The organism is uncultured Rhodococcus sp., assembly GCF_963525155.1.
Classification (GTDB): Bacteria; Actinomycetota; Actinomycetes; order Mycobacteriales; family Mycobacteriaceae; genus Rhodococcus_F; species Rhodococcus_F qingshengii.
In genome coordinates, this window is the sequence record NZ_CAURKP010000122.1 from 1 (window position 1) to 16,473 (window position 16,473).

A 16,473-nucleotide genomic window follows, 5' to 3' on the forward strand; every position below is an offset into this window, starting at 1 on the left:
ACAATGCGCCGGGCTCTTAAATAAATCGACATGGAGGTGCTCCTCGTGGCGGCGTGGCAGATCTACGTCGCGTTCGGTGGGATTCGGCCGCAAGTACTTCCGTCTCCGGGGCGCGTTCTGTCCCAGGGGTGGGACAACCGCGAGATCATCTCCGGCCACGCCTGGTCGACATTGCAGGTCACGTTGGTCGGCTTCACTGTTTCATTGGTGTTGGCCTGGATTCTTGCCGTGGTCGTGGACTTTTCGCCGTGGTTGTCACGCGCGCTGGTACCACTTTTCGTCGTCTCGCAGACACTGCCGATCATCGCCATCGCGCCGCTGATGATCATCTGGTTCGGCTTCGGGTTGTTGCCGAAGGTGTTGGTGATCGCCCTTGCGACGTTCTTCCCCATGACCATCGGACTCATCGAGGGATTTGCCGCAGCCGACCGGGAAGCGGGCGCTCTCCTGCGCAGTATGGGCAGCACTCGCTGGCAGGAGTTCCGATACGTTCGCCTTCCTTCGGCAATTCCGCGATTCTTCACTGCCCTGCGCATCGGCATCACGTATGCGGTCGTGGGTGCGGTGTTCTCCGAATACGTCGGCGCTACTTCCGGTTTGGGTATCTACATGAGCACCCAGAAGAACTCCTTCCGCACCGACCTGGTGTTGGCGGCCGTACTTGTGACCGCGTTGATCAGCGTCACGCTGTACTTGCTGACGTTCGCCATCGAGCGCATCGTTGCACCATGGGCGATGAACGAAAGGTCGCGGACATGACTGACCCGATGGTCGAGGATGCAATGGTCGAAATCCAGGACCTGACCAAGAGGTTCGACACGGCCGGAGAATCGCGTCTCGTGCTCGATTCGGTGTCCTTTGGCGCCGACGCGGGCGAATTCGTGTCGGTGATCGGGCCGAGCGGCTGCGGCAAGAGCACGATCTTCAACGTCCTGGCCGGGCTCGAATCCCCGACCGCGGGTTCGGTCCGTGTGGGCACGCGCGCAACGGAATCCGAACCAGCCACCGAGGTGCATACCGCGTACATGCCGCAGAAAGATCTTCTGTTCCCTTGGCGTTCGGTATTGGACAACACGGCCCTCGGTTTGGAAGTGCAGGGAGTCGGCAAGAAGGAAGCACGCGAGCGCGCTCGCGAGTTGTTCCCGGCGTTCGGACTGTCCGGATTCGAGGACGCCCGGCCGTCACAGCTGTCCGGCGGCATGCGCCAGCGAGCGGCGATGCTGCGCACCGTTGTTCAGGGCAAACCTGTCCTGCTGCTCGACGAGCCGTTCGGCGCACTGGACTCGTTGACTCGGACCGAGATGCAGGCCTGGCTACAAGACGTGTGGCAGCAGTACCGGTGGACCGTGCTGATGATCACGCACGATATTCGTGAAGCGATCTATCTGTCCGATCGCGTGGTCGTTCTGTCGGCGAGGCCGGCAACGGTCAGGTGCGTCGTCGACGTTCCCTTGCCGAGGCCACGCGAACTGGACATGATCACCTCGCCCGAGTTCGCCGACGTCGAGCGTGAGCTGCTTGCCGTACTCCACGACGAGACTCGCAAGTCGCTACACCCCTAGCGGTTACTGACAATGCGCTGAGAGCGCGCCGATTTCACCTGCCGTTCAAGAGAAAGTGCTTCGCAACGGTGCAACTTCGCGTAGGATGTCGCGGCGCGTTCGCCCAAAACGCCTTAATATCAGCAAGATCCGAACGCTCGACACGCAATCCGTCAACGCTGCACAATTCTCTGTACTCTTCGGTAACGTACACTCGGTCGCCTACGAGACCAACGGCCAGAAGGTAACTGGACGGTAAAGCGGAATCGTGGAGGCACAGTCATCGCAACAGATTTGGAAAGGGACAGCGTGAGCACACTGCAGTCAGGTCAGAGCCTCGGAGTCGGCCAGGAACTCAAGTCCGACAACGGCGCATACACCCTCACCTTGCAGGACGACGGCAACCTGGTTCTGTCCGAGGGCGGACAGGCTGTTTGGGCCGCAGGCACCAACGGATCCGGCGCCAACCGCGCCGAGGTGCAGGCTGACGGAAACTTCGTCATCTACAAGGACTCCGACGCCGTGTGGGCATCGCAGACCGCAGGCAACGACGGTGCCTCCCTCTCGGTTCAAGACGATCGCAACGTCGTTCTGTCCGTCGGCGGAAATGCTCTGTGGTCGTCGGACACTGCAATCGCAGCGCCGGCCGCCGAGGCTGCCCCGGAGCCCGCTCCGGCACCCGAGCCCGAGCCCGAGCCCGAGCCTGCCCCCGCCGCTCCGGCAGCGCAGAGCTACACCGTCGAAAGCGGCGACACCCTGTGGGCGATCGCAGAGCGTTTCTACGGTGACGGCAACCAGTACCAGCGCATCGCGGATGCAAACGGCATCCCGAACCCGGATCTCATCAACGCCGGTCAGGTACTGACGATCCCCGCCTGATTCACTGCTTGACCTGGCCCTGGGTGCCGACGTCCGCGTCGGCACCCAGGGCCTTTTGTGTTCTACGCCACACAGATTCGCGTCCCGCCCAGCAGACCCTGATACTCCATTGCGGCATCTTTTCGCCTACAGTACTTCCGTACTGCTCCCGAAGGACAGGTGTGCATGAAAGACAGAACAGTCATGATCGGCGCTGTCGCAGTGGCCGCTCTTTCTCTGACATCAGGCCTCGTTTTCGGCGGAGCAGCCGGCGCATTCGGTGCCGGCGGCCCTGTGGTGAAGCCTCCCACTCTGGTCTCGTCGGTTTCCGTGGAGTCCGTCGCCGGGATCGAACCGGCCGCGTTCTACAGCTCGGTTGCAGTCCCCACGGTTGTCATCCCGCCGACGCCGACCTGGCGAATCGCCGACGAGACGACTGCTCCTCGTAATCAGCCGCTTGTGGTGACCGCGACAAGCACGAGCTCCGCCACCTCGACTACGACGGCCACCAGTACGACAACACCCGTCTCATCCACGACAACTGCGTCGGCTACCGCGACCTCGTCACCGACCGCGACGGCCACAACCACCAAGACCAGCACCACCCCCGTTGTCACGACCGGATCCACGCCGCCCGTCGTCGAGGTCTCGCCCGTTCTCGCCGGATAACCCTCGCTCTTTCGCCCGCACACCGCCTGGCGTGACGGCGGTTACACGCACACTTCAGTCGCCGCTCTCGAATAACCGATCTACCTGCGACTACCTTCCTCGTCGTCACGGTTCGTGGTCCGCTGCAATCCGGTCGACCGGAAAAGGACAGCAGCATTGTCGGAGCCTCGCGATACCGTATAGGTCTGAGCTTTTGCGGAAGGAGGTGGCTGATGAGCGCAATGGGCTTCGATCTCGATGTCAGTGTCGACCGGGCGTGGGCAGAATTTCAACGTCGCCTCGGCGATCACATTTCCATCATGGTCGACGGCGACGTGCTTGCCGTGGAATCGTCCACCGGCGATTTCGATCCAGCTGACGGCGCAGCGCCATGCGTTCAGTTCCTCGTGTGGGACGAGAACACAGTCCGCTGCGAGGTTCCTTCCAACGACTTCCTTCATCCGCGCTATCGACTCGAAGATGCCGACGAACAAAAGTTGATCGCACTCGGCTGGAATCCGCCTTCCGAGAATCTCGAGGATCCGAACAACTCCCCCGCCTTCTGCGTCGACAAGACACAGAACTGGGCCGATCAGCTCGCAGCGATGACTGTCGCTGCATTCCGTGATGTGTTCGGTGTGCAGCACCCGGCTTTTCTATCCAGCGATCTCACCGGCAACGAGCAGACTCCGGATTTCGATCCGTCGGTCTTCGAGTCGACAGAACTTCCGACACTCGACCCCACCGCGGCCTACATGCCCAACGACATCGACCACCTCAAGGAGTTGGTCACTCTCGCTTTGCTTCCCATGCTCGGCACTCTTCCCGAGCGAGACAGCGACGGCGACATACCCATTCGTGTCGGTTCGACTGTCATGTTCGTCGGTCCGCTTTCCGAGTCCATGGACGTGCAGTTGTTCTCCCCACTCGTTCAGGACATCAGCAACCGCACTCGTGCAGCCGAGGTCATCGCCGATCTCAACCGCAAGTGGTCGCGCATCAAGTTCGTCTTGATCGACGACCGTCTGTCGGTGTTCCTCGAGGTGGCGGGTTCGCCATTCGTTCCCAAGCAACTCACCGATACGTGCGCCGCCCTGACGTCGTTCCTGCGTACCGTGGACGACGAGTTCGCCGCACGCGTCGGCGGAGACCTCTTCTTCGCGAACAAGAGCGGTGACTCCTCCTCGCTGCAGCCCGATCTGACGGCCGAGGACCTGCCTCCCGAACTCGAGACCCTGCTGCACCTCGATCTGGACGTGGCCGAGGATCTCGACGCGGTAGCCGATGTCTGTGGTCGTGATCGCGATCTGATTCTTCAGCTCCTCCACATCAGCAACGAATGGCAGATTCAGCTGCGTAGTCAGGCTGTGGACGCCCACAGTCGCGGAGACGCCGAAGAGGCTGCGGGATACGAGGATCAGGTCGGCGGGTGGGAACTCATGGTCGACCGTCTGCGAGGGGCCTTGCGACTGGTGGTCCTACCCAATTCTCGAACCGAGACGCCGGCAAAGCCGCAACCTGAGCAAATGGGCTTGTTTGCCGATCCCTTGCAACAGAGCCTCTTCGACGATCCGTCCTGACAACACGGATCGCCTTTCCCGCTATTCGAAGTGGGATTTGAAGATCTGTCCGTGGACGCCCACGGTTCGATCGACAACCTGCGAGACCGTGAAATCGGCTGCGGCAGAAAGATAGGCGTAGGCCGTCGCTCGATCCATTCCGCGATCATGCTCGAGGAAGTCGAGCGCGTTGACCACCGCGCGCCGCATGGCGCCGTTGAGGTCACTGTTCTGCCCATCGACCGAACCGTTGGGGTCGGACAGGCCGATCGGAATCCAGGCCTCCTCGGTCTCGGCGAACGGGTATCCGAAAGCCACCGATGGAGCGTCACCGGAATCCTTCTTGCACACGCTGAGTCGGAACGTGCCGCGCAGCGATCCTTCCATCGCCGTCAGCGCCGCCTCACCGTCACCCATGGCCATGTGGGGGTCACCGACGTAGAAGAGGGCGCCTTCAGCGAAGACCGGCAAATAGAAGGTTGATCCGACACCGAGATGCCTGATGTCGATGTTTCCGCCGCCCAGGGTCGGAGGAATGGAGTTCGACGACGGGGATGTCGGGTCTGCATCCGCAGAATAGGCAACTCCCATCATTCCCATGAAGGGCCGCAGGGGAAACCGCACCTTCGACTGTCCGAAAGGCATCACGCCCTTGCCGTCTTCGATCGCCGTGAAAGTGGAAACACCGCCGTACTTCAACGGGTCCTTTGTTGCGCGCCCGTCTGTGGCGACCGGCGGCATGACTTCGTCCAGAGTGATTCCCGCTGGAGCGGTTCCGTCTGCTGTGACGGCGAGAGCGCCCTTGCCGTGTCTGCTCGACACAACGCCGTACGGCACGCGGGGAATGGCTTCGAGAGTCTCGATCTTGAGTACGTCTCCAGGCTGGGCGCCTTCGACGAAGACCGGGCCGGTGACGACGTGCGGTCCGTCCTTGTCGAAGTTTCGTTCGGTTCGGTTGTATTCGGCCGCAACGGCAATCGCATCCTCGAGCACGTCCTTCTCGGAAACGCCTTTGCTACCGAAGTATTCGAGAGGATTGCGCCCTTGATCCTCGAGAATTCCCTCGTGCGAGAGGGCGTCGATCGTGACGGTCTGGCCCGACTTCATCCGCATCACCTCGCGGGTGTGGATGTTGGGCACATAACCCCACATGACGTCCGACGGATCCGAACTCAGATAGTGATCGCCACTGACGTTTCCGCTGCCCGGTTGCAGAATCGGAATGCCATCGGCGAACGGTAGTGCAGAGGAGGACGATCCAGCCGGTGACGCGTTCGAGTGCGCGCATCCCGAAGCCACACCGACTACTCCTACGCCCGCACCGAGGGCAGCGACTGCCCTCATGAATCCGCGTCGGCCAAGACCTTTCGTCAGATCTTCGGCTGCGTTGCGGGCAAGAGTGTTTTCCATCGAGATTCCTCCGGAGTGCGTGACGATGTGCGACTGCGAAGAAAGCTAGACCCGATTTGTTACTCGTTCATTACCATTTCATGGCAAGGAAATACCGCTGACTGAGAATGAGTTCAGCGACGGCGAAGCCGCCAGAGCGAGGTCGTCTCTCGTGCCCGGGCAGCGTGAAGCGCATCGGTTCGGTCACTGACCTTTGCGTGCGTCGGTTTGACGTCCATGCGGTCGACAACAGTGAGCCCACCGGCCGCAATCAGATCGTGTAGTTCGGATCGCGTTCGGAGACCGAGGTGTTCGGCAATGTCCGAGAGGATCAGCCACGCTTCTCCCCCGTCGTCCAGATGCGCTGCGACACCAGTCAGGAAGCCCTTCAGCATCGCTCCAGCGGGGTCGTAGACGGCGTATTCGATGGGCGAGGTGGCCTTGGCCGGAATCCAGGGAGGATTGCAGACCACCAACGGAGCGGTGCCTTCGGGAAAGAGATCGGCTTCCACCACGGTCACCTGATCGCCGTAGCCAAGCCGCGAGAGGTTGCTACGAGCGCATTGCAGTGCCCGGGGGTCCTGGTCGGTGGCCGTCACTGCCTTGACGCCGCGCTGCGCCAGTACGGCAGCAAGAACGCCGGTGCCGGTGCCGATGTCGAAAGCCGATTCCGTCGACGGCAGTGGCGCAGACGCGACAAGATCGACATACTCCCCGCGGACGGGTGAGAACACTCCGAAGGCGGGATGCACTCGTGCGTCGAGAGCCTCGATGAAAACACCTTTGCGGTGCCACTCGTGAGCGCCGATCGCGCCGAGGATGTCACGCAACGAGCGAACCGAAGGCTCACCGGTAATCCCGAAAGCTTCGGTCAACGCGACTTGCGCGTCCGGGGCTCGCCGGAGTGGAATCGACAGATCTGCATCCAAGGGAATGAGCAGCATGCCGAGGATCTGCGCGCGGCGTCCTTGGGTCTGCCGGTGGAGATGGAAGGCTTTGGCGGGATCGTCGGAGGCTCGGCGCGGCTTGCGGTCGATGCGCGACGCGACGGCCTTCGACAGTTGGCGAGCGTTCTGAAAATCTCCGCGCCACAACAACGCCGTGCCTTCGCATGCCAAGCGATAGGCGTCGTCGGCCTTCATCGTGTCGTCGGCGACGACGATACGCTTGGGCGCCGGGGCGTTGCTCGTCGAACCCCAACGGGCCGATTGCTCGGCGTCGTTCTCGGTCCACACAGCGAATTGTTCAGTCATGTAAGCCCTTCCGGCGTCCGACGCATAGCGGCCGGTCTACCGGCTGATGTGGTCCAGATCTGCAAAATCTGCTCGTCTGGTGTCCACACTAGTCGGGACCGGCCGCGCTACATGACTGCGAGAGGGATGTCAGCCCTTGGCGACGCGAGCTGCCTCGGCGATCCGAGCCTCGGCGACCGCGTCAGCAGCCTCGCCGGCGAGGATTCCGTCCTTCTTCGACTTCGCGAAGATCTCGGTGACCGTGTCGAAGATCTTCTCGACCTTGAGCTTGACCTCTTCGGCCGAGTTGCCCTTCAGCTCGCCGGCAACCTGGATGAGGCCGCCGCCGTTGGCGACGTAATCGGGGGTCCAGGTGATGCCGCGGTCGCGGAGAATGTTCTCGACCTCGGGCACGGTGAGCTGGTTGTTGGCAGCGCCGCAGACAACCTCGGCCTTGATCGAGCGTGCGGTCGTGTCGGTGAGGGTTGCGCCCATCGCGCACGGTGCGTAGACGTCCAGATCGGCGTCGATGATGCTGTCGACGATGCTCACCTGCGGGAAGTCCGCCTTGACGCGATCGAGCGCTGCGGCGTTGACGTCGGTCGCCAACACGGTTGCGCCGTCTGCGAGGAGAAGCTTGATCAGCTCGTAGCCGACCTTGCCTGTGCCCTCGACACCAACAGTCTTGCCTGCGAGCGACGGAGTGCCCCAATGCGACTGTGCCGCGGCGCGCATCGACTGGAATACGCCGAGGGCCGTCATCGGAGCGCTGTCGCCGGAACCGCCGACCGTGGCGTTGCGGCCGACGACGAAGTCGGTGTTACGACCGATGATGTCGAGATCGTTGGAGTTGGTTCCGACGTCACCAGCGGTGATGTAGCGGCCACCGAGGGTCTGGACGAATTTTGCGTAGGCGCCGAGCAATTCGTCGGTCTTGGCCGTTGCGGGGTCGCCGATGATGACAGCCTTGCCGCCGCCGAGGTCGACGCCGGCAACCGCAGCCTTGTAGGTCATGCCGCGCGAGAGGCGCAAAACGTCTGTGACTGCGGCAGATTCGTCGGAGTACGGGTAGAAGCGCGTTCCGCCGAGCGCGGGGCCGAGCGTCGTGGAGTGGATGGCGACGATGGCCTTGAGGCCGCTCGCGGGATCCTGGAAGAAGCTCACCTGCTCGTGGGGGTAATCGCGCAGGTAGTCGGCGCGATCAAACACGCCCGCAGTGTCGTCATGGGAAACAACGGAGTTCACGGGCTCGGCGGTGAGAGTCATTGTGGGATAGACCTTTCCGAAGGATAAACGGGGCGCAGTCGAAATATTGGGACGAATTGGCCATTGGGTACTATTAGGGGCAAATAACCCAAAGAGAATCCCGCTGAGCAATTCGTGGAACCAATGCTCTGCCTGAGTTACGATTTGGTCAATGCAAATCTCTTGAACTAGTCAATTCGATCATCCAGTGACTCATATCACTGAGGAGAGGTTCACAAAGTGCTCAGCATCGACAAGCTCGACGTCCAGTTGCTCGGACTGCTCAGCAAGGACTCGAGGATGAGTGTGGCCGAGTTGGCCAACTCGTTGGGCGTCGCCCGCAACACCGTCCAGTCGCGAATGAAGCGCATGGAATCCAACGGACTTCTCACCGGGTTTCGGCCGAATCTCAATCTCCCCGAGGTCGGTATCCCGATTCAAGCATTTGTCGGTCTGGAACTCGAGCAGGGCAAGATCAGCGCAGTCGCTCGGAGTCTGACCGAGTTGCCCGAGGTGATCGAAATTCACGCGACGACCGGTCGCGAGGATTTGCTCGTTCGCGTCGCCACCTCGACGCACGCGGCGCTGCAGAAGTTGGCCGAGCAGATCGTGTCACTTCCAGGCGTCACACATTCGACCACGACCATCGCTCTGACCAATCCCCTTCCGTATCGAATTCAGCCTCTCCTCGAGCACCTCACCAATGACGCCGGATGGGGTCGTTCGACCGCCTTCCCCCGTCAGCAGGACTAGGACGGGTGGTCGCGTCGATGCTTCCAAGTGCGCTAGTTTCATGGTTATGAGTGAGATCCAGGGACAGCGCATCGCGTTCATTCAGGCGACGTGGCATCGCAACATCGTCGACCGTGCACGCGACGGATTCACCGACGCGATCGTCGAGCTCGGCTACCCCAAGGACACGGTTGATTTCTTCGAGGTACCGGGAGCTTTCGAGATCCCGCTGCACGCCCGGCGGTTGGCCAAGACCGGCCGCTACCAGGCGATCGTCGCCGCAGGTTTGGTCGTCGACGGCGGTATCTACCGGCATGACTTCGTGGCGACGGCTGTCATCGACGGTCTGATGCGCGTGCAGCTCGACACCGACGTTCCGGTTTTCTCGGTGGTCTTGACACCGCATCACTTCCACGAGCACGCCGAGCACGTCGACTACTTCAGCACGCATTTCGTGAAGAAGGGCGCCGAGGCTGCTCGGGCGGTCGACGCCACCGTCAAGTCGTTGAAGGCCCTGCCCACCAGCTAGTCGTTACCCAAGTCTCGCTGAGTCGAATGCCATCGGCTCAGCGAGATTTTTTGTGTCTATCGAGGGGTGTCGACGCTTGCCAGTGCGGAGGCATTCGAGTCGTCGACTTCCCCGTAGCGGTCGACACATTGCTGGAAGAAGTCCCGCATCTCGGTGACCACCTGGATGTGGCTGGTCAACGACTTCTCCAACGAATCTTCACCGCCGACGGCCTTCTTGGAGAACTTCGCGGCGAGGTCCTGCCCAGACTTGAGTGTTCCCATCCCCTTCACGTCTCCGATTCGCTCACACATGAGCACCATCGCTCGCAGCTCGTCGAGCAGCGAATTACAAGCACATACAATCGGTTTCGCAACATCGGGCTCGACAATCACAAGCCCCCTCGCCGTGCTCACCGCGGGAGGTTTCCATCGAGGTGTTCTGCGACGTCTGCAACCAATTCACACGCCGACTCTTGGTGCGTGACCCCGGCCTTTGCTTCGACATTTACCCACACCGAACCCTGCGTTGCCGCAAAAGCCACGTAGCACCCATCGGCTGCTGCATCGCTTCCTCGCTGGAACCGGATACCCGCGCGATCGCCAATCGTCATTTCAACAAACTCCGCATATTCCGGGTTTCGGGTCACTTCAATCTGGGTGTATCGGTTGGAGAGAACTGACACGAAGAACCACGTTCCCGTCCATGAGCAAATTCTCCATCCAGGCTGCTCAACTCCCGCGATATCAACTTCCTCGGTAGCCGGATCAAGCCCCACTTCTTCCAACACCGAGTCCGGAATGTCCTTGCACGGATCGAACAAACCCTCCTGGCCGGATGCAGGCTCAGCCGCCCCCTCCACGACTGAGCTGCATCCTGCCGCAGCCCACACCAACATCCCAGCCATGAGCAGTCGCCCAACCCCCACCGACCCCCGCATGGCACCCCCTGTTGATGTGGACCCACTCTATTGGATGCATCGGAGGCCGGATCGGTTCCCGCAATCTTGAAATTCCCAGGTCACGATCGCTGGTTCACTCAGAGCGCATCTCCAGCGATTGACGCTCAGCTCTGCAGTCGCATACTGGAGAGGTTGACTACAACTTCGGGAAGGCACCGAGTGAGCGCACCGAAAGCCCCGGCCAAACCAGCGATCCTCAGCGTCGACGACGATCCTGGTGTTTCGCGTGCCGTCGTTCGAGACCTTCGCAAACGGTACGGAGAGAAGTACCGAATCATTCGTGCGGAGTCCGGCGACCAGGCTCTCGAAACCTTGCGTGAAATGAAACTTCGCGGCGATGCAGTCGCTGTGATCGTCGCCGATTACCGCATGCCCGGTTTGAGTGGAATCGAGTTCCTCGAACAGGCAATGGACCTGTATCCCGTAGCTCGTCGCGTTCTCCTCACCGCGTACGCCGACACCGATGCTGCGATCGACGCCATCAACGTCGTCGACCTCGACCACTACCTCCTCAAGCCTTGGGATCCGCCGGAAGAGAAGCTGTACCCCGTCATCGATGCGCTGCTCGATGCCTGGGCAAGTTCGAGTCATCACCCCGCCGAGGAAACCAAGGTGATCGGCCATCGTTGGTCCGAGCGATCATCCGACGTCCGAGAGTTCTTGGCACGCAACCAACTTGCCTATCGCTGGTACATGTCGGACGAACCCGAAGGACAACGGCTGCTCTCCGCTGCCGGTACCGACGACCTGCGACTTCCCGTCGTCATCGCATCCAATGGGGATGTACTCGTCGAGCCCACTGACGCCGAACTCGCCGACAAACTCGGGTTGAGTACCACCCTCTCCGAAGACTTTTACGATCTCGTTGTCATCGGCGGCGGCCCTGCGGGTCTGGGGGCTGCTCTGTACGGCGCTTCGGAGGGGCTTCGGACGGTTCTCATCGAACGGCGGGCGACTGGCGGTCAGGCCGGCCAGAGTTCACGAATCGAGAACTACCTCGGCTTCCCCGACGGAGTTTCCGGCGCACAGTTGGCCGATCGGGCGAGGCGCCAGGCGACCAAGTTCGGCGCCGAGGTCATCACCGCTCGCGACGTCACCGGTTTGGAAATCAACGGCTCGGCCCGCACAGTACGTTTCGACGACGGTTCGTCGGTCGACGCCCATTCGGTCATCTTGGCGACCGGTGTTTCCTATCGCCAACTGTCGGCGCCGGGGCTCGATACCTACACCGGCCGAGGGGTTTACTACGGATCGGCCGTCACCGAAGCTGCACGGTGCAGCGAGCAGGATGTGTACATAGTCGGCGGCGCCAATTCGGCAGGGCAAGCTGCGGTCTATCTCTCCCGCGGAGCTAGGTCCGTCACCATTCTCATTCGCGGCAACTCGCTCGAAGCCTCGATGTCCTACTACCTGATTCAGCAGATCGAAAAGAATCCGAAGATCACCGTGCGCACGTGCACGGAGGTAGTCGGCGCTGAGGGTGACGATCACCTCGAACGAATCACACTGCGTAACAGAGCCACCGGAGAAGAAGACACTGTCAATGCTCAGTGGTTGTTCATCTTCATCGGTGCCGCTCCCCTGACCGACTGGCTCGGAGACGTGGTGGTCCGCGACGGGAATGGCTTCGTTCTTGCCGGCCCGGACCTTCCGTCCGAAGGCGTCACCCCGGACGGGTGGCCGCTCGACCGCGCACCACATCATCTCGAAACCAGTGTCCCCGGAGTGTTTGTCGCCGGGGACGTACACGCCGAATCGGCCAAGCGCGTCGCGTCGGCCGTCGGAGAGGGCGCGATGGCCGTGATGTTCGTCCACCGCTATCTCGCTCAACAATAGGGAGATTCGATGTCCATTCCTGAATGCAGCCCAGACTTGCTTCGCACCCTGTTCCTGTTCGAGAAGCTCACCGACGATCAGCTCGAATCACTCTGCCAGGCAGGCCATATCACCGAGATCGATCGAGGTCAGGTCTACCTCGAAGGTGAGCCTGCCACCTGCTTCTACGTCCTCATCGAGGGCGAGGTGGTGCTGTCCAAGCTGTCGGGCGGCGAAGACATCGAGATCAACAGGACCACCCAGCGCGGCGTCTACTCGGGAGGCTGGACGGCGTATCTCGGCGATCGTGTACCGCAGGTCTACGCGGGGTCGATGCGAGTGACGACTCCTTCGACGTTTTTCGTCCTGGACGCCGACAAGTTCGGCAACGCGATGCGCGAGTGGTTTCCAATGGCGGTTCATCTACTCGAAGGTGTTTTCTTCGGCAAGAAGAACACTCAGCAGATCATCGATCAGCGAGAGCGACTCCTTGCACTCGGATCACTGTCGGCCGGGTTGACTCACGAGCTCAATAACCCTGCAGCCGCAGCGGTTCGAGCGACAGCCTCTTTGCGCGAGCGTGTTGCAGGCATGCGTCACAAACTGGGGATGGTTGCATCGGGCACCTACGACCGCGATGCCCTCGTCACTCTCATGCGACTTCAAGAGGAAGTTGCAGAGGTTGTCGCCAAGGCGCCGACGCTCACTCCCCTCGAAGCCTCCGATCGGGAGGATTCGTTGGGTGAATGGTTCGAGGATCATTCGATTCGAGAAGGTTGGGACCTGGCTCCGACCTTCGTGCAGGCTGGACTCGACACCGCTTGGCTCGAGAACGTTGCTGCAGCCGTTGACGAGTCCGTACTCGAAGGCGCAATTCGCTGGCTGAATTACACCATCGAATCCGAACTCCTGATGAACGAGATCGCCGACTCCACAACGAGGATCTCGACGCTCGTCGGTGCGGCCAAACAGTATTCACAGATGGATCGCGCTCCCTTCCAGACCATCGATGTCCACGAATTGCTCGACAGCACGTTGATCATGTTGGGGCAAAAGATCGGAAGCGGAATCGAAGTCGTCAAGGAGTACGACCTTGCGTTGCCTCCGATCGACGCCTACGCCGCCGAACTCAATCAGGTGTGGACCAACCTGATCGACAATGCGGTGTCTGCCATGGACGGATCGGGAACACTCACCGTTCGGACAAGCCGCGATGGCGACCGCGTGTGCATCGAGATCTGCGACACCGGCGCCGGGATTCCCGATGACGTCATCGACAGGATCTTCGAACCCTTCTTCACGACTAAGCCTGTCGGTGAGGGAACCGGTCTCGGCCTTGATATTTCATGGCGAATTGTGGTCGGCAAGCATCGTGGTGAGCTGCGGGTCACGTCGGAGCCCGGTAACACCCGGTTCAGAGTTTTGTTGCCAATCGCGGGCCCACCGCGGGATACGCGCGACGACTAGTCGCCCTTGCACGGCCGGTAGGCAAAGCGCACGATGAAATGACCGACTTCAGTCAGCGAGAGGGTGGACCATGACCGACGGACTTCCAGCGGGGATCGATCCGAGCGTGCCGCCTAGTGGCGCGGGATGCGTTGAATGCGATGCGAGCGGCGGTTGGTGGGTGCACCTGCGTCGATGCGCGCAATGCGGTCACGTGGGGTGTTGCGACTCCTCACCGTCACAGCACGCGAGCAAGCATGCGGCCTCGACGAAGCATCCGTTCATGCAGAGCTACGAACCCGGTGAGGATTGGTTCTGGAGCTTCGAAACCAACGAGGCGTACGACGGACCTGAATTGGCGGCGCCCACTTCACATCCCGTAGATCAGCCGACCCCAGGGCCTAAGGGTCGTGTCCCAGCCGATTGGCAGCAACACATCCACTGACTCAGTTCGGTTGGTCGATCGACCTCAAAGTCGAGACGTTCGACGACTCCTGATCGAATGCGTTGTCGATGCAGGCTTGAAACTGAGCCTGCATCGCCTCCACGACCGCGATATGACTCGCCAAAACATCGACGAGCGCATCCGGGCCACCGACAGCCTTCTGCGCGAACTTGTCCCGCAACGCCTGCCCCGATGAGAGAGTCCCGAAGCCATCGACTGTTCCCAATCGCTGAGCGGGAACGAAGAGTTTGCGCAACTCACCAAGCCAATCGCCGCAACAATCGCGCAGTAGTTCTGCAGTTTTCGAATCTAGTGAAAATACCTCAACCATTGCCGCCATCCTTCTCAACACAAGTATCACTTTGGTAAGTACGCCAGCAGGGCGATCGCCTGGCGGGTCGCCAATGCGCAGACTTCCTCCTGGTGTCGCTCGCCCAGAAATGCATCCACTCTTACGAACACCGCACCCTGAACAACCGGAATCGCGACCATGCATAGATTCTTTTGGATGTCAGTGACCTCGCGAAAGGTGACAGCGCCGGAAGCAACCATAGGAGCATCACGGATGTCCGTGTCCTTGGGATTTCGACGAACATCGTCAAGCGTGTGAAATGTCGACCAAACGCCCAGCGCGTACCAGTCGGATTCCCAGCTACAGATTTCGAACTCCGCTTGACGTACACCGAGCACTCCGTTGTCCTCCGTCCCGACGTCAACGCCAAGACTCGCGACAACATCGTCCGGAATTGCCGAACATGGGTCGAAGAGCCCATCTGCTCCATCTGGGCGAACTGCACGCCCCTCGACCGTCGACGAACACCCCCCAACCAACAACGCGGCCGCGACCAAGACCACTGCACCCCTCACTCCCACAGCACTCCCCCTCATTCGCGGCCCGCTCACAGTATTGGACGCTCCCCAGCACCGATCGGTTCCACGACATTGCATTCCGTTGCAACCCTTCACCCACGCCGATAATCGGCCTAACGTCGATCTACCAGGGGATTCACAACGAAGTGAGGTGCGGATCAATGAAGGCAGCACGGTTCCACGGGCAGAAAGACATCCGGATCGAAGAGATCCCTGAGCCCGAATTGCGGCCAGGAACAGTCAAGCTGAAGGTCGCATGGTGCGGAATCTGCGGCACGGATCTCCACGAGTACCTCGAGGGACCGATCTTCATCTCCGCACCCGGACACCCACATCCACTCTCACACGAGAATGCGCCGGTCACGATGGGCCACGAGTTCTCCGGCACCGTCGAAGAGGTCGGCGAAGGTGTCACGGACATCGAGGTCGGTGAAAATGTTGTCGTCGAGCCGTACTTCGTCTGCAACGAGTGCGCCCCGTGCAAGGCGGGCAACTACCACCTGTGTACGAAGATGGGGTTCATCGGCTTGGCCGGCGGCGGTGGCGGACTCAGCGAGAAGGTCGTCGTCGACCGTCGCTGGATCCACAAGATCGGCAACATCCCGCTCGACGAGGCAGCTCTCATCGAACCGTTGAGCGTCGCCCATCACGCAGTCGTGCGCAGTGGAGCCGAAAGCGGCAACGTCGCCATCGTGGGTGGAGCCGGTCCGATCGGACTCCTCGTTGCGGCAGTTCTCAAAGGGCTGGGTGTCACGACGATCGTCACCGAACTCAGCGAAGCCCGCAAGGCCAAGGCGCTCTCCAGTGGCGTGGCCGACTACGTCATCGATCCCACCACCGAAGACGTCAAAGCGCGCGTCCTCGAACTCAGCGGAGGCATCGGCGCAGACATCGGCTTCGAGTGCGCAGGCGTCAACGCGGTCCTCGACACCATGCTCGACACAGTCAGGCCCGCTGGAGTTGTTGTCAACGTGTCGATTTGGGGCAAGCCCGCGACCATCGACATGCAGAAGCTGGTCCTCAAGGAGATCGATCTACGCGGAACCATCGCGTACGTCCGTGACCATGAAGCGGTCATCAAGATGGTCCAGGACGGTGTCGTCGATCTGGCGCCATTCATCACCGGTCGTATTCAGCTCGAAGAATTGATCTCCGAAGGGTTCACCACTCTGATCGAGCACAACGACACTGCGGTCAAGATTCTCGTCAGGTCGTGACCGGACG

At 61.0% G+C, this 16,473-nt stretch carries 18 protein-coding genes; 11 read left to right on the plus strand and 7 right to left on the minus strand.

Annotated elements, in window-relative coordinates; genetic code table 11:
* Positions 1–30: 30 nt before the first annotated feature.
* The 5 genes from RWT78_RS20775 (at position 31) to RWT78_RS20795 (ending at position 4,627) form a co-directional block, all read left to right on the plus strand.
* Positions 31–759, plus strand: a complete 729-nt coding sequence (locus tag RWT78_RS20775; RefSeq protein WP_314677818.1) for an ABC transporter permease — start codon at positions 31–33, stop codon at positions 757–759.
* A gap of 8 nt (positions 760–767) precedes the next feature.
* Positions 768–1,562 carry an ABC transporter ATP-binding protein gene (locus tag RWT78_RS20780; protein ID WP_030536826.1) on the plus strand — a complete coding sequence of 265 codons (795 nt, stop codon included), beginning with the start codon at positions 768–770 and terminating at the stop codon, positions 1,560–1,562.
* Between the two features lie 288 nt (positions 1,563–1,850).
* Entirely contained in the window at positions 1,851–2,420 is a 570-nt protein-coding gene (locus RWT78_RS20785) for a LysM peptidoglycan-binding domain-containing protein (RefSeq protein ID WP_314677820.1), read from the plus strand.
* Positions 2,421–2,585: 165 nt separating this feature from the next.
* Complete coding sequence (locus RWT78_RS20790; protein WP_003941346.1) at positions 2,586–3,068, plus strand: hypothetical protein; 483 nt, start codon at positions 2,586–2,588, stop codon at positions 3,066–3,068.
* 212 nt (positions 3,069–3,280) lie between these two features.
* Positions 3,281–4,627, plus strand: coding sequence for a T3SS (YopN, CesT) and YbjN peptide-binding chaperone 1 (locus tag RWT78_RS20795; RefSeq protein WP_314677823.1), 1,347 nt, complete (start codon positions 3,281–3,283; stop codon positions 4,625–4,627).
* A 21-nt stretch (positions 4,628–4,648) separates the two neighbouring features.
* Here the strand turns inward: RWT78_RS20795 and RWT78_RS20800 are convergent, their stop codons facing one another.
* From RWT78_RS20800 to RWT78_RS20810, 3 genes are all read right to left on the minus strand, one after another.
* Complete coding sequence (locus RWT78_RS20800) at positions 4,649–6,016, minus strand: acetamidase/formamidase family protein (protein ID WP_003941290.1); 1,368 nt, start codon at positions 6,014–6,016, stop codon at positions 4,649–4,651.
* Between the two features lie 113 nt (positions 6,017–6,129).
* Positions 6,130–7,248, minus strand: coding sequence for a class I SAM-dependent methyltransferase (locus RWT78_RS20805; RefSeq protein ID WP_003941398.1), 1,119 nt, complete (start codon positions 7,246–7,248; stop codon positions 6,130–6,132).
* A gap of 129 nt (positions 7,249–7,377) precedes the next feature.
* Positions 7,378–8,493: a Glu/Leu/Phe/Val dehydrogenase gene (locus RWT78_RS20810; RefSeq protein ID WP_003941274.1), complete on the minus strand. Its 1,116-nt coding sequence runs from the start codon at positions 8,491–8,493 to the stop codon at positions 7,378–7,380.
* Between the two features lie 219 nt (positions 8,494–8,712).
* Here RWT78_RS20810 and RWT78_RS20815 point away from each other — a divergent pair, with 219 nt between their 5' ends.
* Both RWT78_RS20815 and RWT78_RS20820 read left to right on the plus strand, forming a co-directional pair.
* Positions 8,713–9,225, plus strand: a complete 513-nt coding sequence (locus RWT78_RS20815) for an Lrp/AsnC family transcriptional regulator (protein ID WP_003941343.1) — start codon at positions 8,713–8,715, stop codon at positions 9,223–9,225.
* A 46-nt stretch (positions 9,226–9,271) separates the two neighbouring features.
* Positions 9,272–9,733, plus strand: coding sequence for a 6,7-dimethyl-8-ribityllumazine synthase (locus RWT78_RS20820; protein WP_003941401.1), 462 nt, complete (start codon positions 9,272–9,274; stop codon positions 9,731–9,733).
* A gap of 56 nt (positions 9,734–9,789) precedes the next feature.
* Here the strand turns inward: RWT78_RS20820 and RWT78_RS20825 are convergent, their stop codons facing one another.
* Both RWT78_RS20825 and RWT78_RS20830 read right to left on the minus strand, forming a co-directional pair.
* The gene (locus tag RWT78_RS20825) at positions 9,790–9,996 is read right to left on the minus strand and encodes a hypothetical protein (protein ID WP_283310489.1); all 207 of its coding nucleotides are present in this window, start codon (positions 9,994–9,996) and stop codon (positions 9,790–9,792) included.
* Between the two features lie 128 nt (positions 9,997–10,124).
* On the minus strand, positions 10,125–10,652 hold the full coding sequence (locus RWT78_RS20830; RefSeq protein WP_314677839.1) for a DUF3558 domain-containing protein: 528 nt from the start codon (positions 10,650–10,652) through the stop codon (positions 10,125–10,127).
* Between the two features lie 180 nt (positions 10,653–10,832).
* Between RWT78_RS20830 and RWT78_RS20835 the strand changes: the two genes are divergently transcribed.
* The 3 genes from RWT78_RS20835 to RWT78_RS20845 all read left to right on the plus strand — a co-directional run bounded on the left by RWT78_RS20835 (position 10,833) and on the right by RWT78_RS20845 (position 14,379).
* On the plus strand, positions 10,833–12,509 hold the full coding sequence (locus RWT78_RS20835) for an FAD-dependent oxidoreductase (protein WP_047270241.1): 1,677 nt from the start codon (positions 10,833–10,835) through the stop codon (positions 12,507–12,509).
* A 9-nt stretch (positions 12,510–12,518) separates the two neighbouring features.
* Positions 12,519–13,955: an ATP-binding protein gene (locus RWT78_RS20840; protein WP_003941311.1), complete on the plus strand. Its 1,437-nt coding sequence runs from the start codon at positions 12,519–12,521 to the stop codon at positions 13,953–13,955.
* Positions 13,956–14,025: 70 nt separating this feature from the next.
* Positions 14,026–14,379, plus strand: coding sequence for a UBP-type zinc finger domain-containing protein (locus tag RWT78_RS20845; RefSeq protein WP_003941317.1), 354 nt, complete (start codon positions 14,026–14,028; stop codon positions 14,377–14,379).
* A gap of 1 nt (position 14,380) precedes the next feature.
* Here the strand turns inward: RWT78_RS20845 and RWT78_RS20850 are convergent, their stop codons facing one another.
* Both RWT78_RS20850 and RWT78_RS20855 read right to left on the minus strand, forming a co-directional pair.
* Positions 14,381–14,710, minus strand: coding sequence for a hypothetical protein (locus tag RWT78_RS20850; protein WP_233272445.1), 330 nt, complete (start codon positions 14,708–14,710; stop codon positions 14,381–14,383).
* Positions 14,711–14,736: 26 nt separating this feature from the next.
* Positions 14,737–15,327 carry a DUF3558 domain-containing protein gene (locus RWT78_RS20855; protein ID WP_314677849.1) on the minus strand — a complete coding sequence of 197 codons (591 nt, stop codon included), beginning with the start codon at positions 15,325–15,327 and terminating at the stop codon, positions 14,737–14,739.
* Between the two features lie 83 nt (positions 15,328–15,410).
* Between RWT78_RS20855 and RWT78_RS20860 the strand changes: the two genes are divergently transcribed.
* Complete coding sequence (locus RWT78_RS20860) at positions 15,411–16,466, plus strand: 2,3-butanediol dehydrogenase (RefSeq protein ID WP_314677852.1); 1,056 nt, start codon at positions 15,411–15,413, stop codon at positions 16,464–16,466.
* Positions 16,467–16,473 lie beyond the last annotated feature (7 nt).

Coding starts and splice junctions, on each gene's coding strand:
- RWT78_RS20775 (WP_314677818.1), top strand. CDS start 31: ATGGAGGTGCTCCTCGTGGCGGCGTGGCAGATCTACGTCGCGTTCGGT.
- RWT78_RS20830 (WP_314677839.1), bottom strand. CDS start 10,652: ATGCGGGGGTCGGTGGGGGTTGGGCGACTGCTCATGGCTGGGATGTTG.
- RWT78_RS20820 (WP_003941401.1), top strand. CDS start 9,272: ATGAGTGAGATCCAGGGACAGCGCATCGCGTTCATTCAGGCGACGTGG.
- RWT78_RS20860 (WP_314677852.1), top strand. CDS start 15,411: ATGAAGGCAGCACGGTTCCACGGGCAGAAAGACATCCGGATCGAAGAG.
- RWT78_RS20780 (WP_030536826.1), top strand. CDS start 768: ATGGTCGAGGATGCAATGGTCGAAATCCAGGACCTGACCAAGAGGTTC.
- RWT78_RS20840 (WP_003941311.1), top strand. CDS start 12,519: ATGTCCATTCCTGAATGCAGCCCAGACTTGCTTCGCACCCTGTTCCTG.
- RWT78_RS20805 (WP_003941398.1), bottom strand. CDS start 7,248: ATGACTGAACAATTCGCTGTGTGGACCGAGAACGACGCCGAGCAATCG.
- RWT78_RS20850 (WP_233272445.1), bottom strand. CDS start 14,710: ATGGTTGAGGTATTTTCACTAGATTCGAAAACTGCAGAACTACTGCGC.
- RWT78_RS20810 (WP_003941274.1), bottom strand. CDS start 8,493: ATGACTCTCACCGCCGAGCCCGTGAACTCCGTTGTTTCCCATGACGAC.
- RWT78_RS20795 (WP_314677823.1), top strand. CDS start 3,281: ATGAGCGCAATGGGCTTCGATCTCGATGTCAGTGTCGACCGGGCGTGG.
- RWT78_RS20800 (WP_003941290.1), bottom strand. CDS start 6,016: ATGGAAAACACTCTTGCCCGCAACGCAGCCGAAGATCTGACGAAAGGT.
- RWT78_RS20825 (WP_283310489.1), bottom strand. CDS start 9,996: ATGGGAACACTCAAGTCTGGGCAGGACCTCGCCGCGAAGTTCTCCAAG.
- RWT78_RS20790 (WP_003941346.1), top strand. CDS start 2,586: ATGAAAGACAGAACAGTCATGATCGGCGCTGTCGCAGTGGCCGCTCTT.
- RWT78_RS20855 (WP_314677849.1), bottom strand. CDS start 15,327: ATGCAATGTCGTGGAACCGATCGGTGCTGGGGAGCGTCCAATACTGTG.
- RWT78_RS20845 (WP_003941317.1), top strand. CDS start 14,026: ATGACCGACGGACTTCCAGCGGGGATCGATCCGAGCGTGCCGCCTAGT.